The 20,729-nt window shown below is 65.5% G+C and carries 20 protein-coding genes; 15 read left to right on the top strand and 5 right to left on the bottom strand.

Features of this window, described 5'->3' with window-relative positions:
• Positions 1-15: 15 nt before the first annotated feature.
• From C9E81_RS07165 to C9E81_RS07150, 4 genes are read left to right on the top strand one after another with little or no spacing between them, the layout of a single operon-like run.
• Positions 16-1,944: an acetyl-CoA carboxylase biotin carboxylase subunit gene (locus tag C9E81_RS07165; RefSeq protein ID WP_122111603.1), complete on the top strand. Its 1,929-nt coding sequence runs from the start codon at positions 16-18 to the stop codon at positions 1,942-1,944.
• Positions 1,941-2,606, top strand: a complete 666-nt coding sequence (locus tag C9E81_RS07160) for a glutathione S-transferase family protein (protein ID WP_122111602.1) — start codon at positions 1,941-1,943, stop codon at positions 2,604-2,606. The genes C9E81_RS07165 and C9E81_RS07160 overlap by 4 nt, the downstream gene beginning before the upstream one ends.
• On the top strand, positions 2,599-3,462 hold the full coding sequence (locus C9E81_RS07155; RefSeq protein ID WP_122111601.1) for a hydroxymethylglutaryl-CoA lyase: 864 nt from the start codon (positions 2,599-2,601) through the stop codon (positions 3,460-3,462). The genes C9E81_RS07160 and C9E81_RS07155 overlap by 8 nt, the downstream gene beginning before the upstream one ends.
• A complete protein-coding gene (locus C9E81_RS07150; protein WP_122111600.1) occupies positions 3,455-4,234 on the top strand; it encodes a crotonase/enoyl-CoA hydratase family protein in 780 nt (259 codons plus the stop codon). Before C9E81_RS07155 ends, C9E81_RS07150 begins: the two co-directional genes overlap by 8 nt.
• Positions 4,235-4,334: 100 nt before the next feature.
• On the opposite strand, the gene glyA is transcribed toward C9E81_RS07150, so the two are convergent.
• Entirely contained in the window at positions 4,335-5,630 is a 1,296-nt protein-coding gene (gene glyA / locus C9E81_RS07145; RefSeq protein ID WP_122111599.1) for a serine hydroxymethyltransferase, read from the bottom strand.
• Positions 5,631-5,804: 174 nt separating this feature from the next.
• On the opposite strand from glyA, the gene C9E81_RS07140 reads away from it, so the two are divergent.
• Entirely contained in the window at positions 5,805-6,566 is a 762-nt protein-coding gene (locus C9E81_RS07140; protein WP_122111598.1) for an NAD kinase, read from the top strand.
• Positions 6,567-6,727: 161 nt separating this feature from the next.
• On the opposite strand, the gene C9E81_RS07135 is transcribed toward C9E81_RS07140, so the two are convergent.
• Together C9E81_RS07135 and C9E81_RS07130 are read right to left on the bottom strand one after the other, a co-directional pair.
• The gene (locus tag C9E81_RS07135; RefSeq protein WP_122111597.1) at positions 6,728-7,858 is read right to left on the bottom strand and encodes an HD domain-containing protein; all 1,131 of its coding nucleotides are present in this window, start codon (positions 7,856-7,858) and stop codon (positions 6,728-6,730) included.
• Between the two features lie 44 nt (positions 7,859-7,902).
• On the bottom strand, positions 7,903-8,565 hold the full coding sequence (locus C9E81_RS07130; RefSeq protein ID WP_122111596.1) for an alpha/beta hydrolase: 663 nt from the start codon (positions 8,563-8,565) through the stop codon (positions 7,903-7,905).
• Between the two features lie 170 nt (positions 8,566-8,735).
• On the opposite strand from C9E81_RS07130, the gene iscR reads away from it, so the two are divergent.
• Positions 8,736-9,194, top strand: a complete 459-nt coding sequence (gene iscR / locus C9E81_RS07125; protein WP_122111595.1) for a Fe-S cluster assembly transcriptional regulator IscR — start codon at positions 8,736-8,738, stop codon at positions 9,192-9,194.
• A gap of 6 nt (positions 9,195-9,200) precedes the next feature.
• Here the strand turns inward: iscR and chrA are convergent, their stop codons facing one another.
• Positions 9,201-10,388, bottom strand: coding sequence for a chromate efflux transporter (chrA, locus tag C9E81_RS07120; RefSeq protein ID WP_122111594.1), 1,188 nt, complete (start codon positions 10,386-10,388; stop codon positions 9,201-9,203).
• A 93-nt stretch (positions 10,389-10,481) separates the two neighbouring features.
• Here chrA and C9E81_RS07115 point away from each other — a divergent pair, with 93 nt between their 5' ends.
• From C9E81_RS07115 to C9E81_RS07095, 5 genes are all read left to right on the top strand, one after another.
• On the top strand, positions 10,482-11,348 hold the full coding sequence (locus C9E81_RS07115; RefSeq protein ID WP_122111593.1) for an urea carboxylase-associated family protein: 867 nt from the start codon (positions 10,482-10,484) through the stop codon (positions 11,346-11,348).
• A 115-nt stretch (positions 11,349-11,463) separates the two neighbouring features.
• Positions 11,464-12,627 (top strand): putative lipid II flippase FtsW, encoded by a 1,164-nt coding sequence (gene ftsW / locus C9E81_RS07110; protein ID WP_122111592.1) that lies wholly within the window; start codon positions 11,464-11,466, stop codon positions 12,625-12,627.
• Positions 12,627-13,712, top strand: a complete 1,086-nt coding sequence (locus C9E81_RS07105; protein ID WP_122111591.1) for a UDP-N-acetylglucosamine--N-acetylmuramyl-(pentapeptide) pyrophosphoryl-undecaprenol N-acetylglucosamine transferase — start codon at positions 12,627-12,629, stop codon at positions 13,710-13,712. The genes ftsW and C9E81_RS07105 overlap by 1 nt, the downstream gene beginning before the upstream one ends.
• Positions 13,709-15,136, top strand: a complete 1,428-nt coding sequence (gene murC, locus C9E81_RS07100) for a UDP-N-acetylmuramate--L-alanine ligase (protein WP_122111590.1) — start codon at positions 13,709-13,711, stop codon at positions 15,134-15,136. The genes C9E81_RS07105 and murC overlap by 4 nt, the downstream gene beginning before the upstream one ends.
• Complete coding sequence (locus tag C9E81_RS07095; RefSeq protein ID WP_122111589.1) at positions 15,133-15,423, top strand: DUF2484 family protein; 291 nt, start codon at positions 15,133-15,135, stop codon at positions 15,421-15,423. The genes murC and C9E81_RS07095 overlap by 4 nt, the downstream gene beginning before the upstream one ends.
• A gap of 55 nt (positions 15,424-15,478) precedes the next feature.
• Here C9E81_RS07095 and C9E81_RS07090 read toward each other — a convergent pair whose 3' ends face one another.
• Entirely contained in the window at positions 15,479-15,997 is a 519-nt protein-coding gene (locus C9E81_RS07090; RefSeq protein WP_122111588.1) for a YHS domain-containing (seleno)protein, read from the bottom strand.
• A gap of 139 nt (positions 15,998-16,136) precedes the next feature.
• Here C9E81_RS07090 and murB point away from each other — a divergent pair, with 139 nt between their 5' ends.
• From murB to C9E81_RS07070, 4 genes are all read left to right on the top strand, one after another.
• Positions 16,137-17,078, top strand: coding sequence for a UDP-N-acetylmuramate dehydrogenase (murB, locus tag C9E81_RS07085; RefSeq protein WP_122111587.1), 942 nt, complete (start codon positions 16,137-16,139; stop codon positions 17,076-17,078).
• Positions 17,079-17,464: 386 nt separating this feature from the next.
• On the top strand, positions 17,465-18,580 hold the full coding sequence (locus C9E81_RS22855; protein WP_208021126.1) for a Hint domain-containing protein: 1,116 nt from the start codon (positions 17,465-17,467) through the stop codon (positions 18,578-18,580).
• Between the two features lie 327 nt (positions 18,581-18,907).
• On the top strand, positions 18,908-19,798 hold the full coding sequence (locus C9E81_RS07075; RefSeq protein ID WP_122111586.1) for a D-alanine--D-alanine ligase: 891 nt from the start codon (positions 18,908-18,910) through the stop codon (positions 19,796-19,798).
• Complete coding sequence (locus tag C9E81_RS07070) at positions 19,786-20,727, top strand: cell division protein FtsQ/DivIB (RefSeq protein WP_243698542.1); 942 nt, start codon at positions 19,786-19,788, stop codon at positions 20,725-20,727. The genes C9E81_RS07075 and C9E81_RS07070 overlap by 13 nt, the downstream gene beginning before the upstream one ends.
• Positions 20,728-20,729 lie beyond the last annotated feature (2 nt).

The raw sequence follows: 20,729 nt of genomic DNA, 5'->3' as shown, positions 1-20,729 counted from the left end.
AGCCAAGGACCTGCCATGTTCCAAAAGATCCTGATTGCCAATCGCGGCGAAATCGCCTGCCGAGTCATCGATTCCTGCCACCGCTTGGGAGTTGCGAGCGTCGCCGTCTATTCCGATGCCGACCGCGCCGCCCGCCATGTCGCCATGGCCGACGAGGCCGTGTATCTGGGCGGTCCCGCTCCGGCGGACAGTTACCTGCAAGGCGACCGGATCATCGAGGCCGCCAAGGCCACCGGGGCGCAGGCGATCCATCCCGGTTACGGCTTCCTGTCCGAGAATCCCGATTTCGTCGATGCGGTCGAGGCGGCGGGGCTGGTCTTTATCGGTCCGTCGGCCAGGGCGATTCGGGCGATGGGGCTGAAGGATGCCGCCAAGGCGCTGATGGAAGAGGCCGGGGTGCCGGTCGTGCCGGGTTATCACGGCGCGGATCAGGACCCCGCCCATCTGGCGCAGGAGGCCGGGAGGATCGGCTACCCGGTGCTGATCAAGGCCGTGGCGGGCGGTGGCGGCAAGGGGATGCGCCGGGTGGACGACCCGGGCGCGTTCGCCGATGCGCTGGCCTCGGCCCAGTCCGAGGCGAGGAACGCTTTCGGCAATCCCGACGTGCTGATCGAGAAATACATCCTGCGGCCCCGCCATATCGAGGTGCAGGTCTTTGGCGACGGGCATCGCGCGGTTCATCTGTTCGAGCGGGATTGCTCCTTGCAGCGCCGCCACCAGAAGGTGATCGAGGAGGCCCCGGCCCCCGGCATGACGGCCGAGATGCGCAAGGTCATGGGCGCTGCCGCGACCCGTGCCGCCGAGGCGATCGGCTACAAGGGCGCGGGCACGATCGAATTCATCGTCGATGGCTCGGGCGGGCTGCGCACGGACGGTTTCTGGTTCATGGAGATGAACACCCGGCTGCAGGTCGAGCATCCCGTGACCGAGGCGATCACTGGCATCGACCTGGTCGAATGGCAGCTTCGCGTCGCCAGCGGCGAGCCCTTGCCCGCCCGGCAGGAGGATCTGCGGATCACCGGCCATGCCTTCGAGGCGCGGCTTTATGCCGAGGATGTCCCTGCGGGTTTCCTGCCCGCGACCGGTCGGCTGGCGCATCTGCAATTTCCCGATGCCGCGCGGATCGAGACCGGCGTGCGGCAGGGCGACGCGATCAGCCCGTGGTATGACCCGATGATCGCCAAGATCGTGACCCATGGCCCGACCCGCGCGGTCGCCTTGCGGGCGCTGGAATCGGCCCTTGTCGATACCGAGGTGGCGGGCTCTGTCACCAATCTCGATTTCCTGATCGCGCTGACAAGGCATGAGGGTTTCCGCGAGGGCGAGGTGGATACCGGCCTGATCGGCCGCGACCTGGAGGCGCTGGTTGCGGCGGCCGAAGCCGATCCCCGTGTCAGGGCACTGGCGGTGATCGGGCTGGCCGGGCTGGCCGATCCGCGGGTGAAGGGCGGGGCGACGCTGTGGCAGCCTTTGCGCCGGACCATTGCATGGGAGGGCGGCGAGGCGGTGCTGGAAGTCCTTGGCCCCGGTGCCGCGCGGGTCACGCTGGACGCCGGCTCCGCCCATGAGGTTCGCTGGCGGGACGGGCGCTGGTGGGTGGACGAGACCCTGATGCGTCACCGGATCGTCAGCCATGATGCCGGAGTCAGCGTCTTCGGGGGCCGCACCGTGCATCTGGTGCCGCTGGATCCGCTGGCCCGCGATGCCTCCGCTGCGGGTGACGAGGTTACGCTGGCGCCCATGCCGGGGCTGGTGAAATCCGTGCATGTGAAGGCCGGGCAGGCGGTGAAGGCGGGCGACCGGCTTGCCGTTCTGGAGGCGATGAAGATGGAGCATAGCCTGACCGCATGGCGCGACGGCGTGGTGGCCGAGGTGATGGCGGCGGCCGGGGATCAGGTCGAGGCGGGCGCGCCGCTGATCCGTCTGGAGGAGGAAGAGGAATGAGCGACCGTCCCGTCCTGTGGCATGTGCCGCTGTCGCGCTCGATGCGGGTGCGCTGGCTGCTGGAAGAGATCGGCTGCGATTACGATCTGCGCGAGTTGTCGTTTTTCGACAAGTCCATGCGCCAGCCTCCCTATAGCGATATCCATCCGGCGGGGCGCGTCCCGGCGCTGCAGGTGGACGGGCATCTGATCCGCGAATCCGGCGCCTGCATCGAGTATCTCTGCGAGACCCGCGCCCCCGAACTGATGCGCGCGCCCGGCGCCGAGGGGCGGGCCGACTGGCTGAACTGGCTGCATTTCGCGGAAACATTGGGACAGCATCTGGCCAACCTGACCCAGCATCACATCGTGCTGCGCGAGGATTACATGCGCTCGCCCACCGTGATGCGGCTGGAGGCGGCACGCCTGTCGCGCACGCTCGGGCTGGTGGCGCAGACCGTCGCCGGGCAGGACTGGCTGATGCCCGAGGGCTTCTCGGGCGTCGATTGCGCGGTGGGCTATTCGGTCTATATCGCCGCGCGTTTCGTGCGCTTCGATGACCGCCCCGCGCTGATCGCGTATTTAGAGCGCTGCAAGGCGCGCCCGGCATTCCGGGCGACCCTGCCGGAACCGGGCGGGCAATTGATCTATGCCAGGGAATTCTACGAGGTGCCCGATGCCTGAGACCGTCGAGATATTCGAGATGGGCCCCCGCGACGGGCTGCAGAATGAAAAGCGCCTGATCCCGGCGGCGGAAAAGATCGCGCTGGTCGATCTGCTCTCGCAGGCCGGTTTCCGGCGCATCGAGGTGACCAGCTTCGTCTCCCCGAAATGGGTGCCGCAGATGGGCGACGCCGCCGAGGTCATGGCCGGGATCGCCCGTAAGCCGGGTGTCAGCTATGCGGTGCTGACGCCGAACATGAAGGGCTTTGAGGCGGCGAAATCCGCGCGGGCCAGCGAGGTGGCGATCTTTGCCAGCGCATCCGAAGGCTTCAGCAAGGCCAATCTGAACGCGACGATTGCCGAGTCGCTGGAACGCTTCGCCCCGGTGGCCGAGGCCGCGCGGGCCGACGGGATTCCCGTGCGCGGCTATGTCAGTGTGGTGACCGATTGCCCCTTTGACGGCCCGACTCCCCCGTCCAATGCGGCCCGCGTGGCGGCGGCGCTGCGCGATATGGGCTGCTACGAGGTCAGCCTTGGCGACACCATCGGCCGGGGCCGCCCAGAGACCATCGACGCCATGCTGGCGGCGGTGCTGGACGAGTTGCCGCCGGAACGGCTCGCCGGGCATTATCACGATACCGCTGGCCGGGCGCTCGAAAATATCGATGCTTCGCTGGCGCGCGGGTTGCGCGTGTTCGACGCGGCGGTCGGGGGCCTGGGCGGCTGCCCCTATGCTCCGGGCGCCAGGGGAAATGTCGCGACCGAAGCCGTGGCGGCGCATCTGGCGGCGGCGGGCTATGCGACCGGGCTGGACATGGATGTGATCGAAAGGGCCGCGGCCATGGCGCGCGCCATGCGGGAGGGTGAGAATGTTTGAGACGATCCGGACCGAAACCGACACGCGCGGCGTCGCCACATTATGGATGGCACGCCCCGACAAGCATAACGCACTCTCGCAGCAACTGATCGAGGATCTGACGGCGGCGGCGGCGCAGCTTGGCGCCGATCCGGCTGTGCGGGTCGTGGTGCTGGCGGGCGAGGGCGCCAGCTTCTGCGCGGGCGGGGATCTGGGCTGGATGAAACAGCAGATCGCCGCCGATGCCGATACAAGACGGGCGGGCGCGCGGGTTCTTGCGGGCATGCTCTCGGCACTGAACCTTTTGCCAAAGCCCCTGATCGGGCGGGTGCATGGCAATGCCTTTGGCGGCGGGATCGGGATGATGTCGGTCTGCGATATCGCCATCGTCGCCGGGACCGCGAAATTCGGACTGACCGAGGTCAAGCTGGGCCTGATCCCGGCGACCATCGGCCCCTATGTGCTGGCCCGGATGGGCGAGGACCGGGCGCGGCGGGTGTTCTTCTCGGGGCGGGTCTTCGATGCATCCGAGGCGGTGGCGCTGAACCTTGCCGCGCGCAGCGTTGCCCCGGACGATCTCGACAAGGCGGTCGAGGCCGAGGTTGCGCCTTTCCTTCTTGGCGCGCCGGGGGCGATCGCGGCGGCCAAGGCACAGTGCCGCTTTCTCGGCCCACGCATCACCAAGGCCGAGATCGAGGACAGCATCGACCGGCTGGTGGCAGTCTGGGAAGGGCAGGAGGCCCCCGAGGGCATCAGCGCCTTCTTCGAGAAACGTAAACCGGGCTGGCAGTGAAAACCGGCCGCAAATCCGGTTTCTGTCATGCGCCGGCAATGAAATACCCCGCCGTATTCAGGAACGGCGGGGTATGGTCGTGGTTGCAGTCAGGACCGGATCACAGATCAGGATAGAGCGGGAAGCGCGCGCAAAGTTCGGCCACTTCGGCGCGGACCTTGTCCTCGGTGGCGGAGTTGCCTTCCTCGCCGTTGGCTGCAAGGCCATCGACGACCTCGACGATCCAGCGGGCGATCTGCCGGAACTCGGCCTCTCCGAAACCGCGGGTGGTGCCTGCCGGTGCGCCAAGGCGGATGCCCGAGGTGACGAAGGGTTTCTCGGGATCGAAGGGCACGCCGTTTTTGTTGCAGGTGATATGGGCGCGGCCCAATGCCGCCTCGGTCGCCTTGCCGGTCACGCCCTTGGGGCGCAGGTCGGCGAGGCACAGATGGTTGTCGGTGCCACCCGACACGATGTCGATGCCGCCCTTCATCAGCTCATCCGCCATGGCACGGGCATTGGCGACGACCTGCGCCGCGTAATCCCTGAAGCCGGGCTCAAGCGCTTCGCCGAAGGCCACCGCCTTGGCGGCGATCACATGCATCAGCGGACCGCCCTGCAGGCCGGGGAACACCGCCGAATTGATCTTCTTCGCGATATCGGCGTCATTGGTCAGCACCATCCCGCCACGGGGGCCGCGCAGCGATTTATGCGTGGTGGTGGTCACGACATGCGCATGCGGCAGCGGCGAGGGATGCTGTCCGCCCGCGACCAGCCCGGCGATATGGGCCATGTCTACCATCAGATAGGCACCCACCTCGTCGGCGATCTTGCGGAAGGCCGCCCAGTCCCAGATGCGGCTATAGGCGGTGCCGCCGGCCAGGATCAGCTTGGGCCTGTGGGTGCGCGCCGCCTCGGCGATTGCCTCCATGTCCAGCAGCTGATCCTGCTGGCGGACGCCATAGCTGACCACGTTGAACCATTTGCCCGACATGTTGACGGGAGAGCCATGGGTCAGGTGGCCGCCGGAATTCAGATCCAGCCCCATGAAGGTATCGCCCGGCTTCAGCAGCGCCAGGAACACCGCCTGGTTCATCTGGCTGCCGCTATTGGGCTGGACATTGGCGAATTCGCAGTCGAACAGCTCCTTGGCGCGCTCGATGGCCAGGTTCTCGACGATATCCACATATTGGCAGCCGCCATAGTAACGCTTGCCCGGATAGCCTTCGGCATATTTGTTGGTCAGGACCGTGCCCTGCGCCTCCAGCACCGCCTTCGAGACGATGTTTTCCGAGGCGATCAATTCGATCTCGTCGCGCTGGCGGCCCAGTTCCTTGCCGATGGCACCGGCGATCTCGGGGTCTCGGCTGGTCAGGGTTTCGGTGAAAAATCCGTTGTCGCGGGTGGGGGCGTTCATCTGTCACGCGTCCTTTCTGGCTAAGCTGCGGCAGGGATGGGCCCTCATAGCCCAAGCCCGGTCAGGCTGAAAGCAGCAAAACGACAGCTTCGGGGCCGGTTGCGTCAAGGGCGGGGCTTGTCTTTGTCACCGTCAGCGCCGATGCTGCGCAGCGAGAGGGGCAAGCCGTAACAGATGATGCCGAGGATCCATTTCACCGCCAGCCTGGCCGAGGCCGCGCGCGAGGCGCTGGCCAGTCTTTCCGCGCGATATGGCTGTGCCGATGCGGACAGCGCCGATCTGGTCGTCGCATTGGGCGGGGACGGGTTCATGCTGCAGACATTGCATGCCATGGAGGGGCGCGACCTGCCGGTCTACGGGATGAACCGGGGAACGGTCGGCTTCCTGATGAACGCCTATGGCGAGGAGGATCTGCCGCGCAGGCTGGCCGAGGCGGAGGAGACGATCATCAACCCGCTGCGCATGAGCGCCACATGCAAGGACGGATCCCTGCATGAAGCACTGGCCATCAACGAGGTCAGCCTTCTGCGCGAAGGCCCGCAGGCGGCCAAGCTGCGCATTCATGTGGATGGCAAGATGCGGATGGCAGAACTGGTCTGCGACGGGGCGCTGGTCTCGACCCCGGCGGGTTCGACGGCTTATAACTATTCCGCGCATGGCCCTATTCTGCCTATAGATTCCGAGGTTCTGGCCCTGACGGCCATCGCGCCTTTCCGGCCTCGCCGCTGGCGGGGGGCGCTGCTGCCCAAGAATGCGCAGGTCGAGATAGAAGTGCTCGACCCCGAGCGCCGCCCGGTCATGGCCGATGCCGATTCGCGCTCGGTCCGTCATGTCACGCGGGTGCATATCCACAGCGCCGCCGACATCTCGCACCGGCTGCTGTTCGATAGCGGCCATGGGCTGGAAGAGCGGTTGATCAGGGAACAGTTTGTTTAAAGCATCTCCAGCAAAAGTGGATACCGGTTTTCCGTCCGGAAATGGGTAAAAACAAAAACCTGCATCGTTTGGGTGCTTCAACGAAAAACCGGAACGATGTAGGGCATTGTCGGCAAACGCGGATATCGGTCCTGAAAGGCCGGGGGTTTCGGCCCGCTGGCCTATTGCCCGAAGAACCGCCGCAGTTCATGCCATAACCAGTCCCAGATTTCCGGCGCGCCCCGTTCGACCCAGGGGCCCACCCGTGCCTCTATATCGCTCAGCGTCACGTCATATTCGACCCATCCGGCCCCGCCGGATCGCAGGTTCTGCAGGACGGGCTGGCTTCGGTCGAGCGCCTTGGCAAAGCGGGCGTCAGGCGTCTCCACCGCCTCGAATTCCTGCCAGAGCGCCATGAACTCCGCCGCCTGAGACGCGGGCAGCAATCCGAATATCCGTTCGGCCGCCGCGGACTCGGCCGCCTGAACCGCCACCGAATGATGGGCCTGCCCGCCGGCCGAATGCAGCGGCACATCCCCGGTGTCGATCTCGACCAGGTCATGCAGCAACAGCATGCGGATGACGCGGGTGACATCGACACCGGCCCCGGCATATCCGGCCAGGACCAGCGCATAGAGCGCCAGATGCCAGCTATGCTCGCCGCTGTTCTCGCGGCGCGAGCCATCGATCAGCGTATTGGCGCGATAGACCGATTTCAGCCGGTCCGCCTCTGACAGGAAACGCAGGCGGGCGGTCAGGTCGCTGCCGGGCAGGTCCCGGCCCTCCAGCAGCGCATCCGCCGCATCCATCGCATCGGGCCATTCGCGGCGCAACCGGGCCGCGCGCCCGCCGGACATGTTGTCGCGGACGATGGCGACGTGATCGGGCAGGGGCGCCGGTGCCATCAGAACCTGGAACAGCGGTTGGCCGTGATCCATCCGCTTGGCCATCCGGGCATCCGGCGTTTCGCCCGCTTCGAATTCCCGCCACAGCGCATGCAGCGCCTCGCCGCCGGGGATCAGGCCAAACAGGCGCGCGGCGGCCTGCGCCTCGGCCTTGGCCAGGGCGGTGCCGTCATGGGGCAGGTGGATCGGATGATCGCCGCTGTCGATCTCGACCAGATCATGCAGCAGGGCCATGGCGATGGAGCGGTCCGAAGCGCCGAACACCATCGCGTAAAGCGCGACATGCCAGCTGTGCTCGGCGCTGTTCTCGGGGCGGGAGAGATCCATCAGGACATTCGCCCGCTTGACCGATTTCAGCCGGTCGGCCTCGCAAAGGAAGGCGAAGCGGTGGGGAAGATTGCCATGCATGGATATTGCCCTCCCCGCAGCGGATGGCCCGGCAGGCCGCCTCGTCAGCGCGTGCTTTCGGTCAGCCGCCGCCGGACATAACCTTGCACGGTTTCGATCATCGGCTTCATATGCGCCTCGTCGTCGCGGAAGAAATGATCGGCGCCTTCGATTTCCTCGTGGGTGATGGTGATGCCCTTCTGTTCGCGCAGCTTGGCGACCAGCGAATGCGTGTCCTTGGGAGGGGCCACCCGGTCGGCGGTGCCGTTGATGATCAGCCCGGAATTGGGGCAGGGGGCGAGGAAGCTGAAATCATACATGTTCGCGGGCGGCGCCACGCTGATGAAACCGGTGATCTCGGGCCGCCGCATCAAGAGCTGCATTCCGATCCAGGCGCCAAAGCTGAAACCCGCGACCCAGCAATGCTTGGAATTCGGGTTCATCGCCTGCAGGTAATCGAGTGCCGAGGCGGCGTCGGACAATTCCCCGATACCCTGATCGAATTCGCCCTGCGAGCGGCCGACCCCGCGGAAGTTGAACCGCATCACGGTAAAGCCCATGTTGTGGAATGCATAATGCAGGTTATAGACGACACGGTTGTTCATCGTGCCGCCATATTGCGGATGCGGATGCAGGATGATGGCGATGGGGGCGTCCGGTATGCCGGCCTGCGGATGGTAGCGGCCTTCGAGGCGGCCTTCGGGGCCCGGAAAAATCAACTCTGGCATCGTCTTCCTTCAGCGGCTTGGAGGTTTCTTGACGCATTCGCGCCAGGCTTCTAGACCGATATCTGGGAAGCCTGCGCAGCGGGCGCAAGAAACGGGCCTTCGGGGCATAACGCAGCGGTGCAGGGGCCGTCAATCTGTGGCGGTAATGCCGCAGGGAAGGAACAATAACGATGAAACTGTCAACCAAGGGCCGCTACGCAATCATCGCGCTGGTCGATCTGGCGATCGCGCGCGGGGACGACTTGACCTCGCTGGCCGAGATCTCGAAACGCCAGGATATCTCGCTGCCCTATCTCGAACAGCTTTTCGTCCGCCTGAGGCGGGCCGAGCTGGTGACGTCGGTGCGCGGCCCGGGTGGCGGCTATCGGCTGGCACGCCCGCCCGAAACCATCCGCATCGCCGAGATCCTCGAGGCCGTGGACGAAACCGTCAGCGCCATGCATGTGGGCGCGGGTGCCTCGGGCGGGGTATCGGGTTCGCGCGCGCAGACATTGTCGAACCGGCTGTGGGAGGGGCTGTCGGCGCATGTCTACGTGTTCCTGCACAACCACTCGCTGGCCGATGTGGCCAGAAACCAGTTGCTGCCATGCCCGGCCCTGCCGCAAATCCTGAACGTGGTGGACGAATAGGGGCGTTCAGGCGATCAGGGCCAGCGCCATGCCGCCAAGCGCGCCGGCGATCACGACCTGCCATGCGGGCCTGCGCCACAAGGCCAGCATCAGGAACAGCGCGACCGCCAGCGCCAGGTCGGCATCGCCCCGGATACCGCCGGTGAAGACCGGATCGTAAAGCGCGTGCCCAAGTATCCCGACAACCGCCGCATTGGCCCCGGCCATGGCGTGCCGCGCCGGGTTCAGGCGCGACAGCGCGGCCCAGAAGGGCATCGCCCCGGCCATCAGCAGAAAGCCCGGCAAAAAGATCGCGACCAGCCCCACCAGCGCGCCGGGCAATCCGGCGGCCACCTGGCCCAGCCAGCCCGCAAAGGTAAAGACCGGCCCCGGCATCGCCTGCGCCGCTCCGTAACCGGCAAGGAAACTGCCTTGCGGCACCATGTCGCCGGTGCCGCTTTGCAGCAGGGGCAGCACCACATGCCCGCCGCCAAAGACCAGCGCGCCGGCGCGGTAGAAGACATCCGCGATTTTCGCTAGCGCTCCGCTATCCGCGATCAATGGCAGGCCGACCAGCAGCAGCAGGAATGCCAGAAGGCATGACGCGCCTGCCCGGCGCGACAATGCGCGCAGGGGCGGGGTGGCGATATCGCCGGATGGCGGCGCGACGCGCAGCGCGAATCCCAGCCCCGCGCCAAGCAGGATGGCGGCGATCTGTGCCAATGAGCCTGCCGGCAACAGGGCGATCAGGGCCAGCGCCGCAAGGGCGATACCTGCGCGTGGACCTTCTGGTGCAAGGCTTCGCGCCATGCCCAGAACCGCATGGGCGACAACCGCGACGGCGGTGATCTTCAGCCCCGCGATCAGCCCTCCGGCCAGTCCCGCCTGCGGCGGCGCCGTCCCGACCAGTGCCGCCAGCAAGATCATCAGGATCGCCGAGGGCAGGGTGAAGGCCAGCACCGCCGTCACCGCCCCGGCAAAGCCGCCCCGCTGCCAGCCCAGTGCAAAGGCGGTCTGTGACGAGGCCGGGCCGGGCAGGAACTGGCTGAGCGCGAGAATCTCGGCATAGGCGTCATCGCTGATCCAGCGGCGGCGCTGGATCAGCTCGGCCCGGTAATAGCCCAGATGCGCGATCGGGCCGCCAAAGCTGGTCAGGCCGAGGCGCAGGAAAGCCGAGGCGATCTCGGGCAGCTGGGAGCGGGATGTTTCGGCCATTTCTGTGTCCCTAGAACCGGGTTGTGACAGGATCACGAAATCCGGGATGTTCCGTTCGCGTTTTTTTGGCAGGATGTCGGAAAAGGAGCCGCCATGAAACCCGAATATCCCGATCACCCCGCACCCGCCGATGCCGCGCAGCGCCGCGCTGTCGCCCCGGTCATCTGTTACCCGGTCGATGCCCTGCCACGTCCCGACCTTGCCGCCTGCCGCGCCGTCCGCGCGGGCTGGAGCCGGGTTGCGCAGGTGACGGTGCCGCCGCGGGAGGCGCGATGCTTCGACGTGCCGGCGGGCCATTTCTTTCGTATCACCAGTGTCGAAGGGCCGCAGGTCGGCGATCTGAACCTGTGGTCCGCCGACCTGTCCGAGCGTTTCTATTCCGGCAAGAGCCGGGCGCTGCACGGCACTCATCTGGGGGCTGGCGACCGGATGTGGTCGGGTTTCCCGACATTGAGGCCGATGGCGACGATCACCGAGGATACGCTGGACTGGTATGGGTTCGACGAATATGGCGGCGGCGTCCATGACGTGATCGGCACGCGCTGCGATCCCTATACGCATAACCTTCTGTCCGATGGCGGGCAGTATCACCATTGCTGTCATTCGAACCTGACCCGCGCGCTGGCCGAACGGCTGAACATTCCGCCGGCCGAGGCCGAGCAGCATGTGCATGACGTGCTCAATGTATTCATGTGCACCGGTTTTACCCGTGACACCGGGCAATATTTCATGAAGGCCAGCCCGGTGCGTCCCGGCGACTACCTGGAATTCTTTGCCGAGATCGATCTGCTGGGCGCGCTGTCGGCCTGTCCCGGCGGCGATTGCGGCAGCGAACATTCCTCGGACGAGGCGGCATGTCATCCGCTGCTGGTCGAGGTTTTCCGGCCCAAGGCCCCGCCTGCGGGCTGGGCCTCGCCCCGGCCGAACGGCTATGACCGCAGCCACGGGGCAGAGGCTTAGGCGGCGTTGTTCCGCTATCACACAATAGGTAGTGGCGCGGCATTGCATTTCGCGCTATGCTGCCCCCAGATCCGGATAAACCGGACATGATCGAGGCAGTGACGGCAGTATTCCCATGACCGAGATGGTCTTTGGCACGGCCCCCGCGCGGGCAGGTGATCCGATTCTTCCCAGATGGTGGCGCACCATCGACAAATGGTCCCTGGCCTGTGTGCTGGGGCTTTTCGCGATGGGGCTGCTCCTGGGGCTGGCAGCCTCGGTTCCGCTGGCCGAAAAGAACAACCTGCCACGGTTCTACTACGTCGAAAGGCAGGCCGCGTTCGGCGGCCTCGCGCTGCTTGTGATGCTGGTCTTCTCGATGATGTCGCCGCGGCAGGTGCGGCGGCTCGGCGTGCTGGGCTTCGCGGGGGCGTTCCTGCTGATCCTCGCCCTGCCGATCATCGGAACCGATCATGGCAAGGGCGCGGTTCGCTGGCTCAGCATCGGCGGGACGTCACTGCAGCCCTCTGAATTCCTGAAACCGGGCTTCGTGGCGCTTTGCGCGTGGTTCATGGCGGCCAGCCAGGAAGTGGGCGGCCCGCCGGGCAAATTCTATTCCTTCATTGCCACGACTGTCATTGTCGTGCTTCTGGCCCTGCAGCCCGATTTCGGGCAGGCCTCACTGGTGCTGTTCGCGTGGCTGGTGATGTATTTCGTGGCCGGGGCGCCGATGGTGCTGCTGATGGGCGTGGCGGGCCTGGCCGGGCTGGGCGGGTTCTTTGCCTATGGCGCCTCGGATCACTTCGCCCGGCGTATCAACGGTTTCCTGTCATCCGAGATCGATCCGCGCACGCAGATAGGCTATGCGACGAATGCCATCCAGGAGGGCGGTTTCTTCGGAGTCGGCGTGGGCGAGGGCACGGTAAAGTGGTCGCTGCCGGATGCGCATACCGATTTCATCATCGCGGTTGCGGCCGAGGAATACGGCCTGATCATGGTGCTGGCGATCATAGCGCTCTACTGCACCATTGTCGTGCGTTCCCTCCTGCGCCTGCTGAAAGAGCGTGATCCCTTCGCGCGGATCGCCGGCACCGGGCTGGCCTGTTCCTTTGGTGTGCAGGCGCTGATCAACATGGGGGTGGCGGTGCGCTTGCTGCCGGCCAAGGGGATGACGCTGCCATTCGTGAGTTACGGCGGCTCGTCGGTCATTGCCTCGGCGGTCGCGATGGGGGCCCTGCTGGCGCTGACCCGCACCCGGCCACAAGGTGAGATGGCCGAAATCCTGCGGCGGGGGCGCTGATGTCCCCACCCCTGGCCCTGATTGCCGCCGGCGGGACCGGCGGTCACATGTTTCCCGCGCAGGCGCTGGCCGAATTGCTGCTGGCCGAGGGCTGGCGCGTCAGGTTGTCCACCGATGACCGGGGCGCGCGATATGCGGGGGGATTTCCCGAGGCGGTCGAGCGTTCGGTGGTGCCATCGGCAACCACGGCGCGGGGCGGGGCCCTGGGCAAGCTGACGGCGCCTTTCAAGATTCTGGCCGGGGTCGTGGCCGCGCGGAGCGGGTTCCGCCGTGACCGGCCTGCCGTGGTGATCGGCTTTGGCGGCTATCCGACCATTCCGGCGCTGGCGGCGGCTGTCACCATGGGGCTGCCCCGCATGATCCATGAACAGAACGGCGTAATGGGACGGGTGAACCGGATATTCGCGCGCCGCGTTCATCGCATCGCCTGCGGGACATGGCCGACCGAATTGCCCCGGGGTGTCGGGGCGGTCCATACCGGCAACCCGGTGCGCGCCTCGGTGCTGGATCATGCCGGGGCGCCCTATGGCCCTCCGGCCGGGGATGATCTGCATCTTCTGGTGATCGGCGGCTCGCAGGGCGCGCGGGTGCTGTCAAAGGTGGTGCCCGATGCCATCGCCGCGCTGCCCGAGGATATTCGCGCCCGGCTGCATGTCAGCCACCAGGCTCGCGCCGAGGATGGCGACAGGGTCACTGCGGCCTATAGTGCAGCGGGGGTTCGGGCCGATGTGCAGCCCTTTTTCAACGACGTGCCCGAGCGTCTCGCGAAAGCGCAACTGGTCATCAGCCGTTCGGGCGCGTCCTCGATCGCCGATATCACGGTGATCGGACGGCCCGCGATCCTGATTCCGCTGCCGAGTGCGACCGGCGATCACCAGACCGCCAATGCGCGGGCGCTGGCCGAGCATGGTGCAGCACTCGTCCGCCCGGAATCCGCGCTTGACGCCGGGGGCCTGATGGGCGACATCCGCGGCCTTCTGACCGATCCCGCGCAGGCTCGGGCCATGGCGGCCGCCGCGCTGGAGCTTGGCCGCCCCGATGCGGCGCGGCGTCTTTATGCTATAGTGACGGAGATAACAGGATGAACGCGGCGACCAAATTGCCCTTCGATCTCGGACCGATCCATTTCGTCGGCATTGGCGGTATCGGCATGTCCGGCATCGCCGAGGTCCTGTTGACCCTTGGCTATACCGTGCAGGGCAGTGACCTGAAGCGTTCGAAGATCACCGACCGCCTGGAGGGGCTGGGAGCAACCATCTTCGAGGGGCAGCAGGCTGACAATATCGGCGAGGCCGGCGTGGTGGTCATCTCGACCGCGATCAGGAAGGGCAATCCCGAGCTGGAAGAGGCGCGCCGCCGCGGCCTTCCCGTCGTCCGCCGCGCCGAGATGCTGGCCGAGCTGATGCGGATGAAATCGAACATCGCCATCGCGGGCACCCATGGCAAGACCACCACCACCACCATGGTCGCCACTCTGCTGGATGCGGGCGGGCTGGATCCGACGGTGATCAATGGCGGGGTGATTCACGCCTATGGCTCGAACGCGCGGGCCGGGGAGGGCGAGTGGATGGTGGTCGAGGCCGACGAGAGCGACGGCAGCTTCAACCGCCTGCCCGCCGATATCGCCATCGTCACCAATATCGATCCCGAACATATGGAGCATTGGGGCAGCTTCGATGCGCTGCGCCAGGGTTTTTACGATTTCACCTCAAGGATCCCCTTCTACGGGCTGGCAGTGTGCTGCACCGACCATCCCGAGGTTCAGGCGCTGGTCGGCCGTCTGACGGACCGCCGGGTGGTGACATTCGGCTTCAATGCGCAGGCGGATGTGCGTGCGGTGAACCTGCGTTACGACAAGGGCATTGCGCATTTCGACATCGCCTTGCAGGGCGAGCGTGACGAAACCGGCGATGAGGGCGGGCTGATTGAAGGCTGCACCCTGCCGATGCCGGGCGATCACAATGTCTCGAACTGCCTTGCCGCCGTGGCGGTTGCCCGTCACCTGGGCATGAAGAAATCCGAGATCCGCGGCGCGCTTGCGAATTTCGCCGGGGTCGGGCGGCGCTTTACCCGCGTGGGCGAGGTGGACGGCGTGACCATCATCGACGATTACGGCCATCACCCGGTCGAGATCGCCGCCGTTCTGAAGGCCGCGAGGCAGGCCAGCAGCGGCCGGGTCATCGCCGTGCATCAGCCGCATCGCTATTCGCGGCTTTCGAACCTGTTCGACGATTTCTGCACCTGTTTCAACGAGGCCGATGTCGTCGCCATCGCCGAGGTCTATGCGGCGGGCGAGGACCCGATCCCCGGCGCCACCCGTGACGACCTGGTCGCCGGCCTGATCGCCCATGGCCACCGCCATGCCCGCGCGATCCTGAACGAAGATGACCTGACACGCCTGGTGCGCGAGCAGGCCCGTCCCGGAGACATGGTCGTCTGCCTTGGTGCGGGGACGATCTCTGGCTGGGCCAATGCGCTGCCCGAACGGTTGCGGGGACAGGCCGCATGACCGGGCTGCACGTCATCTCGGGCGCGATGGCGTTGCTTTGGGTCATATTGGCGAGCCTGCAGCCACGGGTGACGCGGCGCCATCAGGCCCGCTCGTTCTGGGCGGTGATCTTTCTCGGTGTGCCGGTGCTGGGCTGGCTGACCTTGCACTGGGGGCCGGTTATCGGCGTTGCCGCCTTCGTGCTCGGACTTTGCCTGCTGCTTTTTCAGCCTCTGCGCCCGAGGCGCGGCGAAGTGACGCGAGTGATCATGTGCGACACCCCACCGCCCGGCCCGGGAAGCCCGTGAACCACGCTTGTCTGTTCCGCGTTACCTCTGCACTGGTCACTGACGGCGCGGAAATTCACTCCCCGAGCGGAGCCGGGGACTTGAAACCCGGGATCGGTCTGGTTGACGCGGCATCGGGTTCGATCCTTGACCAGCTGTCCTCCGCCAGCTCGATATTGCCGGGGATGTCCGCCTCCCAGAAACCGACCACATTCCTGGTGATGTTCAGGTAAAGCTTGCCGTCGACGATCCGCCACAGGTTCGGATTGCCCGGCACCTTGCCGCCCTTGGAAACGCCATAGGCGCAATGACCGTCATATTGCGGCGCGTAATAGGCAGGATCCTCCAGGAACCTGTCGCGGTTTGCCGTGGTGGCGAAGGCGAAGGTCGCGCCGTTATATTTGGCGGTGATATCCGCCTTGCCGGGAATGGCGGCGGGCTGGGCCGTGCCGACAGGCGCCTGTTCGATATCGCGATAGGCGACCACGTCATAGCCGGATACGGCAAAGCCGGTCTGATCCACGAACTGCTCCCCCGCAAGGGCCGGGAACGCGAGACCGGAAGCGAGGATGGTGGCAAGGAAAAAGGCTTTCATGGCGATACCTGTGCTGTTGGTTTGCCATCGCCATTACGATCCCGGAGCGGATATCTTACAGGTGTTCGCGATTCCGTGATGGCAGGGCGGCGGCGACCGGCAGATTGACCTTCGCCAATGCCCTGTTTACCAGCATGGAATGACGTTCGATTTGCCTACCCCCCGTGGCGCCCTGACGCCGAACCGCTCCCTGGACAGCCTCACATGGCTGCGTGTGGGCGGGCCGGCCGACTGGCTGTTCCAACCCGCCGATGCCGAAGATCTGGCCGGTTTCCTGCGCGAGCTTGATCCGGCCATGCCGGTCTTTCCCATCGGTGTCGGCAGCAACCTGATCGTGCGCGATGGCGGCATCCGGGGCGTGGTGGTCCGGCTTGGACGCGGCTTCAACGCGATCACGACCGAAGGGGACCGGGTCACGGCAGGGGCGGCGGCGCTGGATGCCCATGTCGCCAGGCGGGCGGCGGATGCGGGGCTGGACCTGACCTTTCTGCGCACCATTCCCGGCAGTATCGGCGGGGCGGTCAGGATGAATGCGGGATGCTATGGATCCTATATGGCCGATCACCTGATCGAGGCAAGAGCGGTCACGCGCGACGGGCGCCAAGAGGTGCTGAAGCCCGGGGATTTGCGCTTTGCCTATCGCCATTCGGAACTGCCGGAGGGCTGGATCATCACCGAGGCGGTGCTGCGGGCCGAGAGGGGGGATCCCGACGCGCTGCACCGTAAGATGGCTGATCAGCTTGCCAGGCGCGACGCGACACAGCCGACGAAAGAGCGCAGCGCCGGTTCGACCTTCCGCAACCCGGCCGGATTCAGCTCGACCGGGCGGGAGGACGACACGCATGAGCTGAAGGCCTGGTCCCTGATCGACCGGGCCGGGCTGCGCGGCCATAGCTGGGGCGGGGCGCAGATGTCTGAAAAGCACCCGAATTTCCTGTTGAATGCCGGTGGTGCCACGGCGGCCGACCTGGAAGCCCTGGGTGAGCTGGTGCGCCGCCGCGTGCTGGAGGAAAGCGGCCACGAACTTCAGTGGGAAGTGATCCGCGTGGGCGACCCCCTGCCCGGGGACAAGCAAGGCTGAAAACGCGGCAGGAGCCGGCGTTACACCGCCGCGGCCCGAGCGGGCAGAGCTGTCGGGGCGGCTCCATGGGCGAATGAAGGCCGCCTGAAGCATTTCCAGCGAAAGTGGATACCGGTTTTGCGTCCGGAAATGCGTAAAAACAAAAATTTACATCGTTTCGGTGCTTCAGCGGAAAACCGAAGCGATGTAGGTAGAAATGCCTACGGTATACATTTTTATTGTATACCGTTTACCATTTCGTTAACCAATCATCTGCCGATGATTCACCACGTTTCCGCGAGAGAACGGCTTGTCGCGAATTCGTGTGGCGCATCGGCGCGATTGTTTCACAGAGGTCTCTGATGCCGACAGCATTCAACGTTCTATATTTGGGCAAACTTCCCCTCATGGATACCACGAGGGGGAACGGTACCACCGAAGCCGCCAGCCAGTTCAATGGCAGGACTTTCGGAGCCGAAACCGATCCGCTTTGGGAGGATTTCCGGCATCTCACGACCCGGCCGGGCTATACGAGCTATACCGCCAACTCCCCCGCCGACACCTATAACAACAATGCCGACCCCAATCAGAATACCGGCTCAAAATACGAATATTTCCGGACAACTGCAGATGGCGGGCAGACCTGGACACCGCACGCATATGATGTGCTGGCCGTTTATAACAACAGCGTCATAACCTATACGGATGGAACGACCGCGACCATTCAGGCCCATATATTCCAGGACTATAACGGAGAGACTTTCTGGGCGCCGCAGGTGACGCAGAACGGCTCTCAGGATGCGATGGAAGCGAAACCCATCCAGGCCCTGAAACTCGGGACCCTTTCTACGGCTACGAACTCGGGCCTTGCGGCGAGCCGGGACGCATGGGAATATCAGACCCCGTGCTTTACCCGTGGCGTCGCGATTACGGTTCGGGACGGTCAGAAACCCGTCGAGGATCTGGCCGTCGGTGATCTGGTCCTGACAAGGGATAACGGCCTTCAGCCGATCCGCTGGATCGGGTCGCGCAAGGTTGACGGGATCTTTCTGGAATGCAATCCCAAGCTTCGCCCGATCCGCATCAGGGCCGGCGCTCTTGGAAGAAACACACCGGCATCCGATCTGATTGTTTCCCCGCAGCATCGGATCCTGGTCCGCTCCAAGCTTGCGCAGCGCATGTTCGGTATCGACGAAGTTCTGGTCGCGGCCAGGCAGTTGCTGGATGTCGATGGGATCGAGATCGCCCGGGACATGCCGGAGGTCGAATATTTCCACTTCATGTTCGACGATCACCAGCTTGTCCTGGCCAATGGCGCGGAAACCGAAAGCCTCTATGCCGGCCCCGGAGCGCTGAAGGCGGTCGGTCCGGCAGCGCGCGATGAAATCCTCGCGCTGTTCCCCGAACTGCGCGAATTGGATTCGGAGGTGGTTGCGCAGCCGGCCCGGCCTCTGGTCGAGGGACGGACGGCGCGTCACCTGATCGGTCGCCATGCCCTGACCGGCCGCGAACTGATCAGCTAGCCTGGTCTTCGCTCCCGGTTTCCGGTGATCGGCCGGGAGCTTTGCGGAAACGTATTCCCTGTGACCGGCGTTCGTGCGGCCCAGAAGGCGCGAGCGCCGGAATTTTTCGGGCCCATGGCTTTCGCCCGTTCGAATCAACAGTTTCCGCCGAACCTCGAAAAAGCCCCTTTTGTGATTCGCGATTTGCGGCTATCCTGATACGACAAGGTGCAGGACCGGGATGAACCCGGCCGCATCGGATTGAACAAGACCCGGATCAACCGGGTTTCGAGAGGCAGAAACGTGACGGGCAGGTCGAGCAGGACAGCCCACACCGTAGCCGTTCTGATGGGCGGACCCTCGGCCGAGCGCGAGGTATCCCTGTCGTCAGGACGTGAATGCGCGGCCGCGCTGCGGGTGGCAGGTTATGAGGTGATCGAGGTCGAACTGGCCTCGGATCGCAGCGATGACATTATCGCGCGGCTGAGCGGGATTGCCCCGGATGTGGTCTTCAATGCGCTGCATGGCCGTTGGGGCGAGGATGGCTGCGTGCAGGGCATTCTCGAATGGATGGGGCTGCCCTATACGCATTCCGGCGTGCTGGCCTCGGCCATGGCGATGGACAAGACCGTCGCCAAGCAGGTTTTCCGCGCCGCCGGGCTGCCGGTGCTGGAAAGCGTCATCGCCGATGCCGCGGAGGTGCGCAGCCGCCATGTCCTGAAACCGCCATATGTGGTCAAGCCCTATAACGAGGGGTCTTCCGTCGGGATATATATCGTGCATGAGGCGGCGAACGGGCCGCCGCAGCTTTCCGATGCCATGCCCGCCCGGGTGATGGTCGAGACCTATGCGCCGGGGCGCGAACTGACGGTGACGGTTCTGGGTGACCGGGCACTTGCCGTCACCGACATCATCACCGATGGCTGGTATGATTACGATGCCAAATACAAGGAAGGCGGCTCGCGCCACGTGATCCCGGCGGAACTCCCCGAAGAGATCACGGCGGCCTGCCTCGATTATGCCCTCAGGGCGCATCGCGCGCTTGGCTGCCGCGGGCTGACCCGCTCGGATTTCCGTTGGGACGATAGCCGCGGGCTGGACGGGCTTGCCTTGCTGGAGGTCAATACCCAACCCGGCATGACGCCGACATCGCTGGCCCCCGAACAGGCCGCGTATCAGGGGATCGATTTTCCTGCCCTGATGCGCTGGATGGTGGAGGATGCACTGTGTCCGTCGTGATCGACCATCGTTCCCGGAACCAGGCCGAACAGCCTTCGCGTCCCAAGCGCGATCCGGCTCCGTCGCGGCTGAAATACCGGCTGGAGCGGATGTGGCTGACACCGCTTTACCGCCGTCTGGTCAGGGTCGGTCTGCCCGCCTTCCTGATCGCCATGACGGCGGGGCTTTGGCTGGCCGACGAAGGCCGGCGCGCGGCGCTGAGCGAAGGTCTGGCCGGACTGGTCGAAAGGGTCCAGAACCGCGAGGCATTCCAGGTCACGATGATGACCATCGAGGGCGCATCGCCTGCCGTGGATAAGGCGCTGCGGGGAATGCTGCCGGTCGATCTGCCCGCATCCAGCTTTGATATCGACCTTGCGGCGCTGCGCCTGCAGGTGCTGCAGCTGGACGCGGTGGAAAGCATCGACCTGCGGATCAAGCCGGGTGGCATCCTCTCGGCGACGGTGACGGAACGCCAGCCTGCGCTGCTGTGGCGCCATGCCCGCGGAATCGACATGCTGGACAAGTCGGGGCACCGGGTCGCCAGCGTCACCTCGCGCGATGTGCGCCCGAACCTGCCGCTGATCGCCGGCGACGGGGCCGATCTGGTGACCCAAGAGGCGCTGGCGCTGATCGACGCGGCCGGACCGATCCTGCCGCGGCTGCGCGGGCTGGTGCGCAAGGGCGAGCGGCGTTGGGACGTGATTCTGGACAAGGGGCAGATGATCATGCTGCCCGCCGAGGGCGCGGTGACCGCGCTGGAGGCTGCCATCGCCCTGGACCATGCCCAGGACATGTTGGGGCGCGATATCTCGGTGGTCGATCTGCGCGACCCGTCCCGGCCGATCGTGCGCTTGGGGCTGGATGCGCGCAATACCCTCCGCACGGCACGGGGCATGCTGCCACTGGGGCCGGACGGCAAGGTGATCGAGGAAAGGAAAGGGGGCTGAAA

The organism is Paracoccus alkanivorans (genome assembly GCF_003697785.1).
GTDB lineage: Bacteria > Pseudomonadota > Alphaproteobacteria > Rhodobacterales > Rhodobacteraceae > Paracoccus > Paracoccus alkanivorans.
This window is presented reverse-complemented; position numbering and strand designations above follow the sequence as displayed.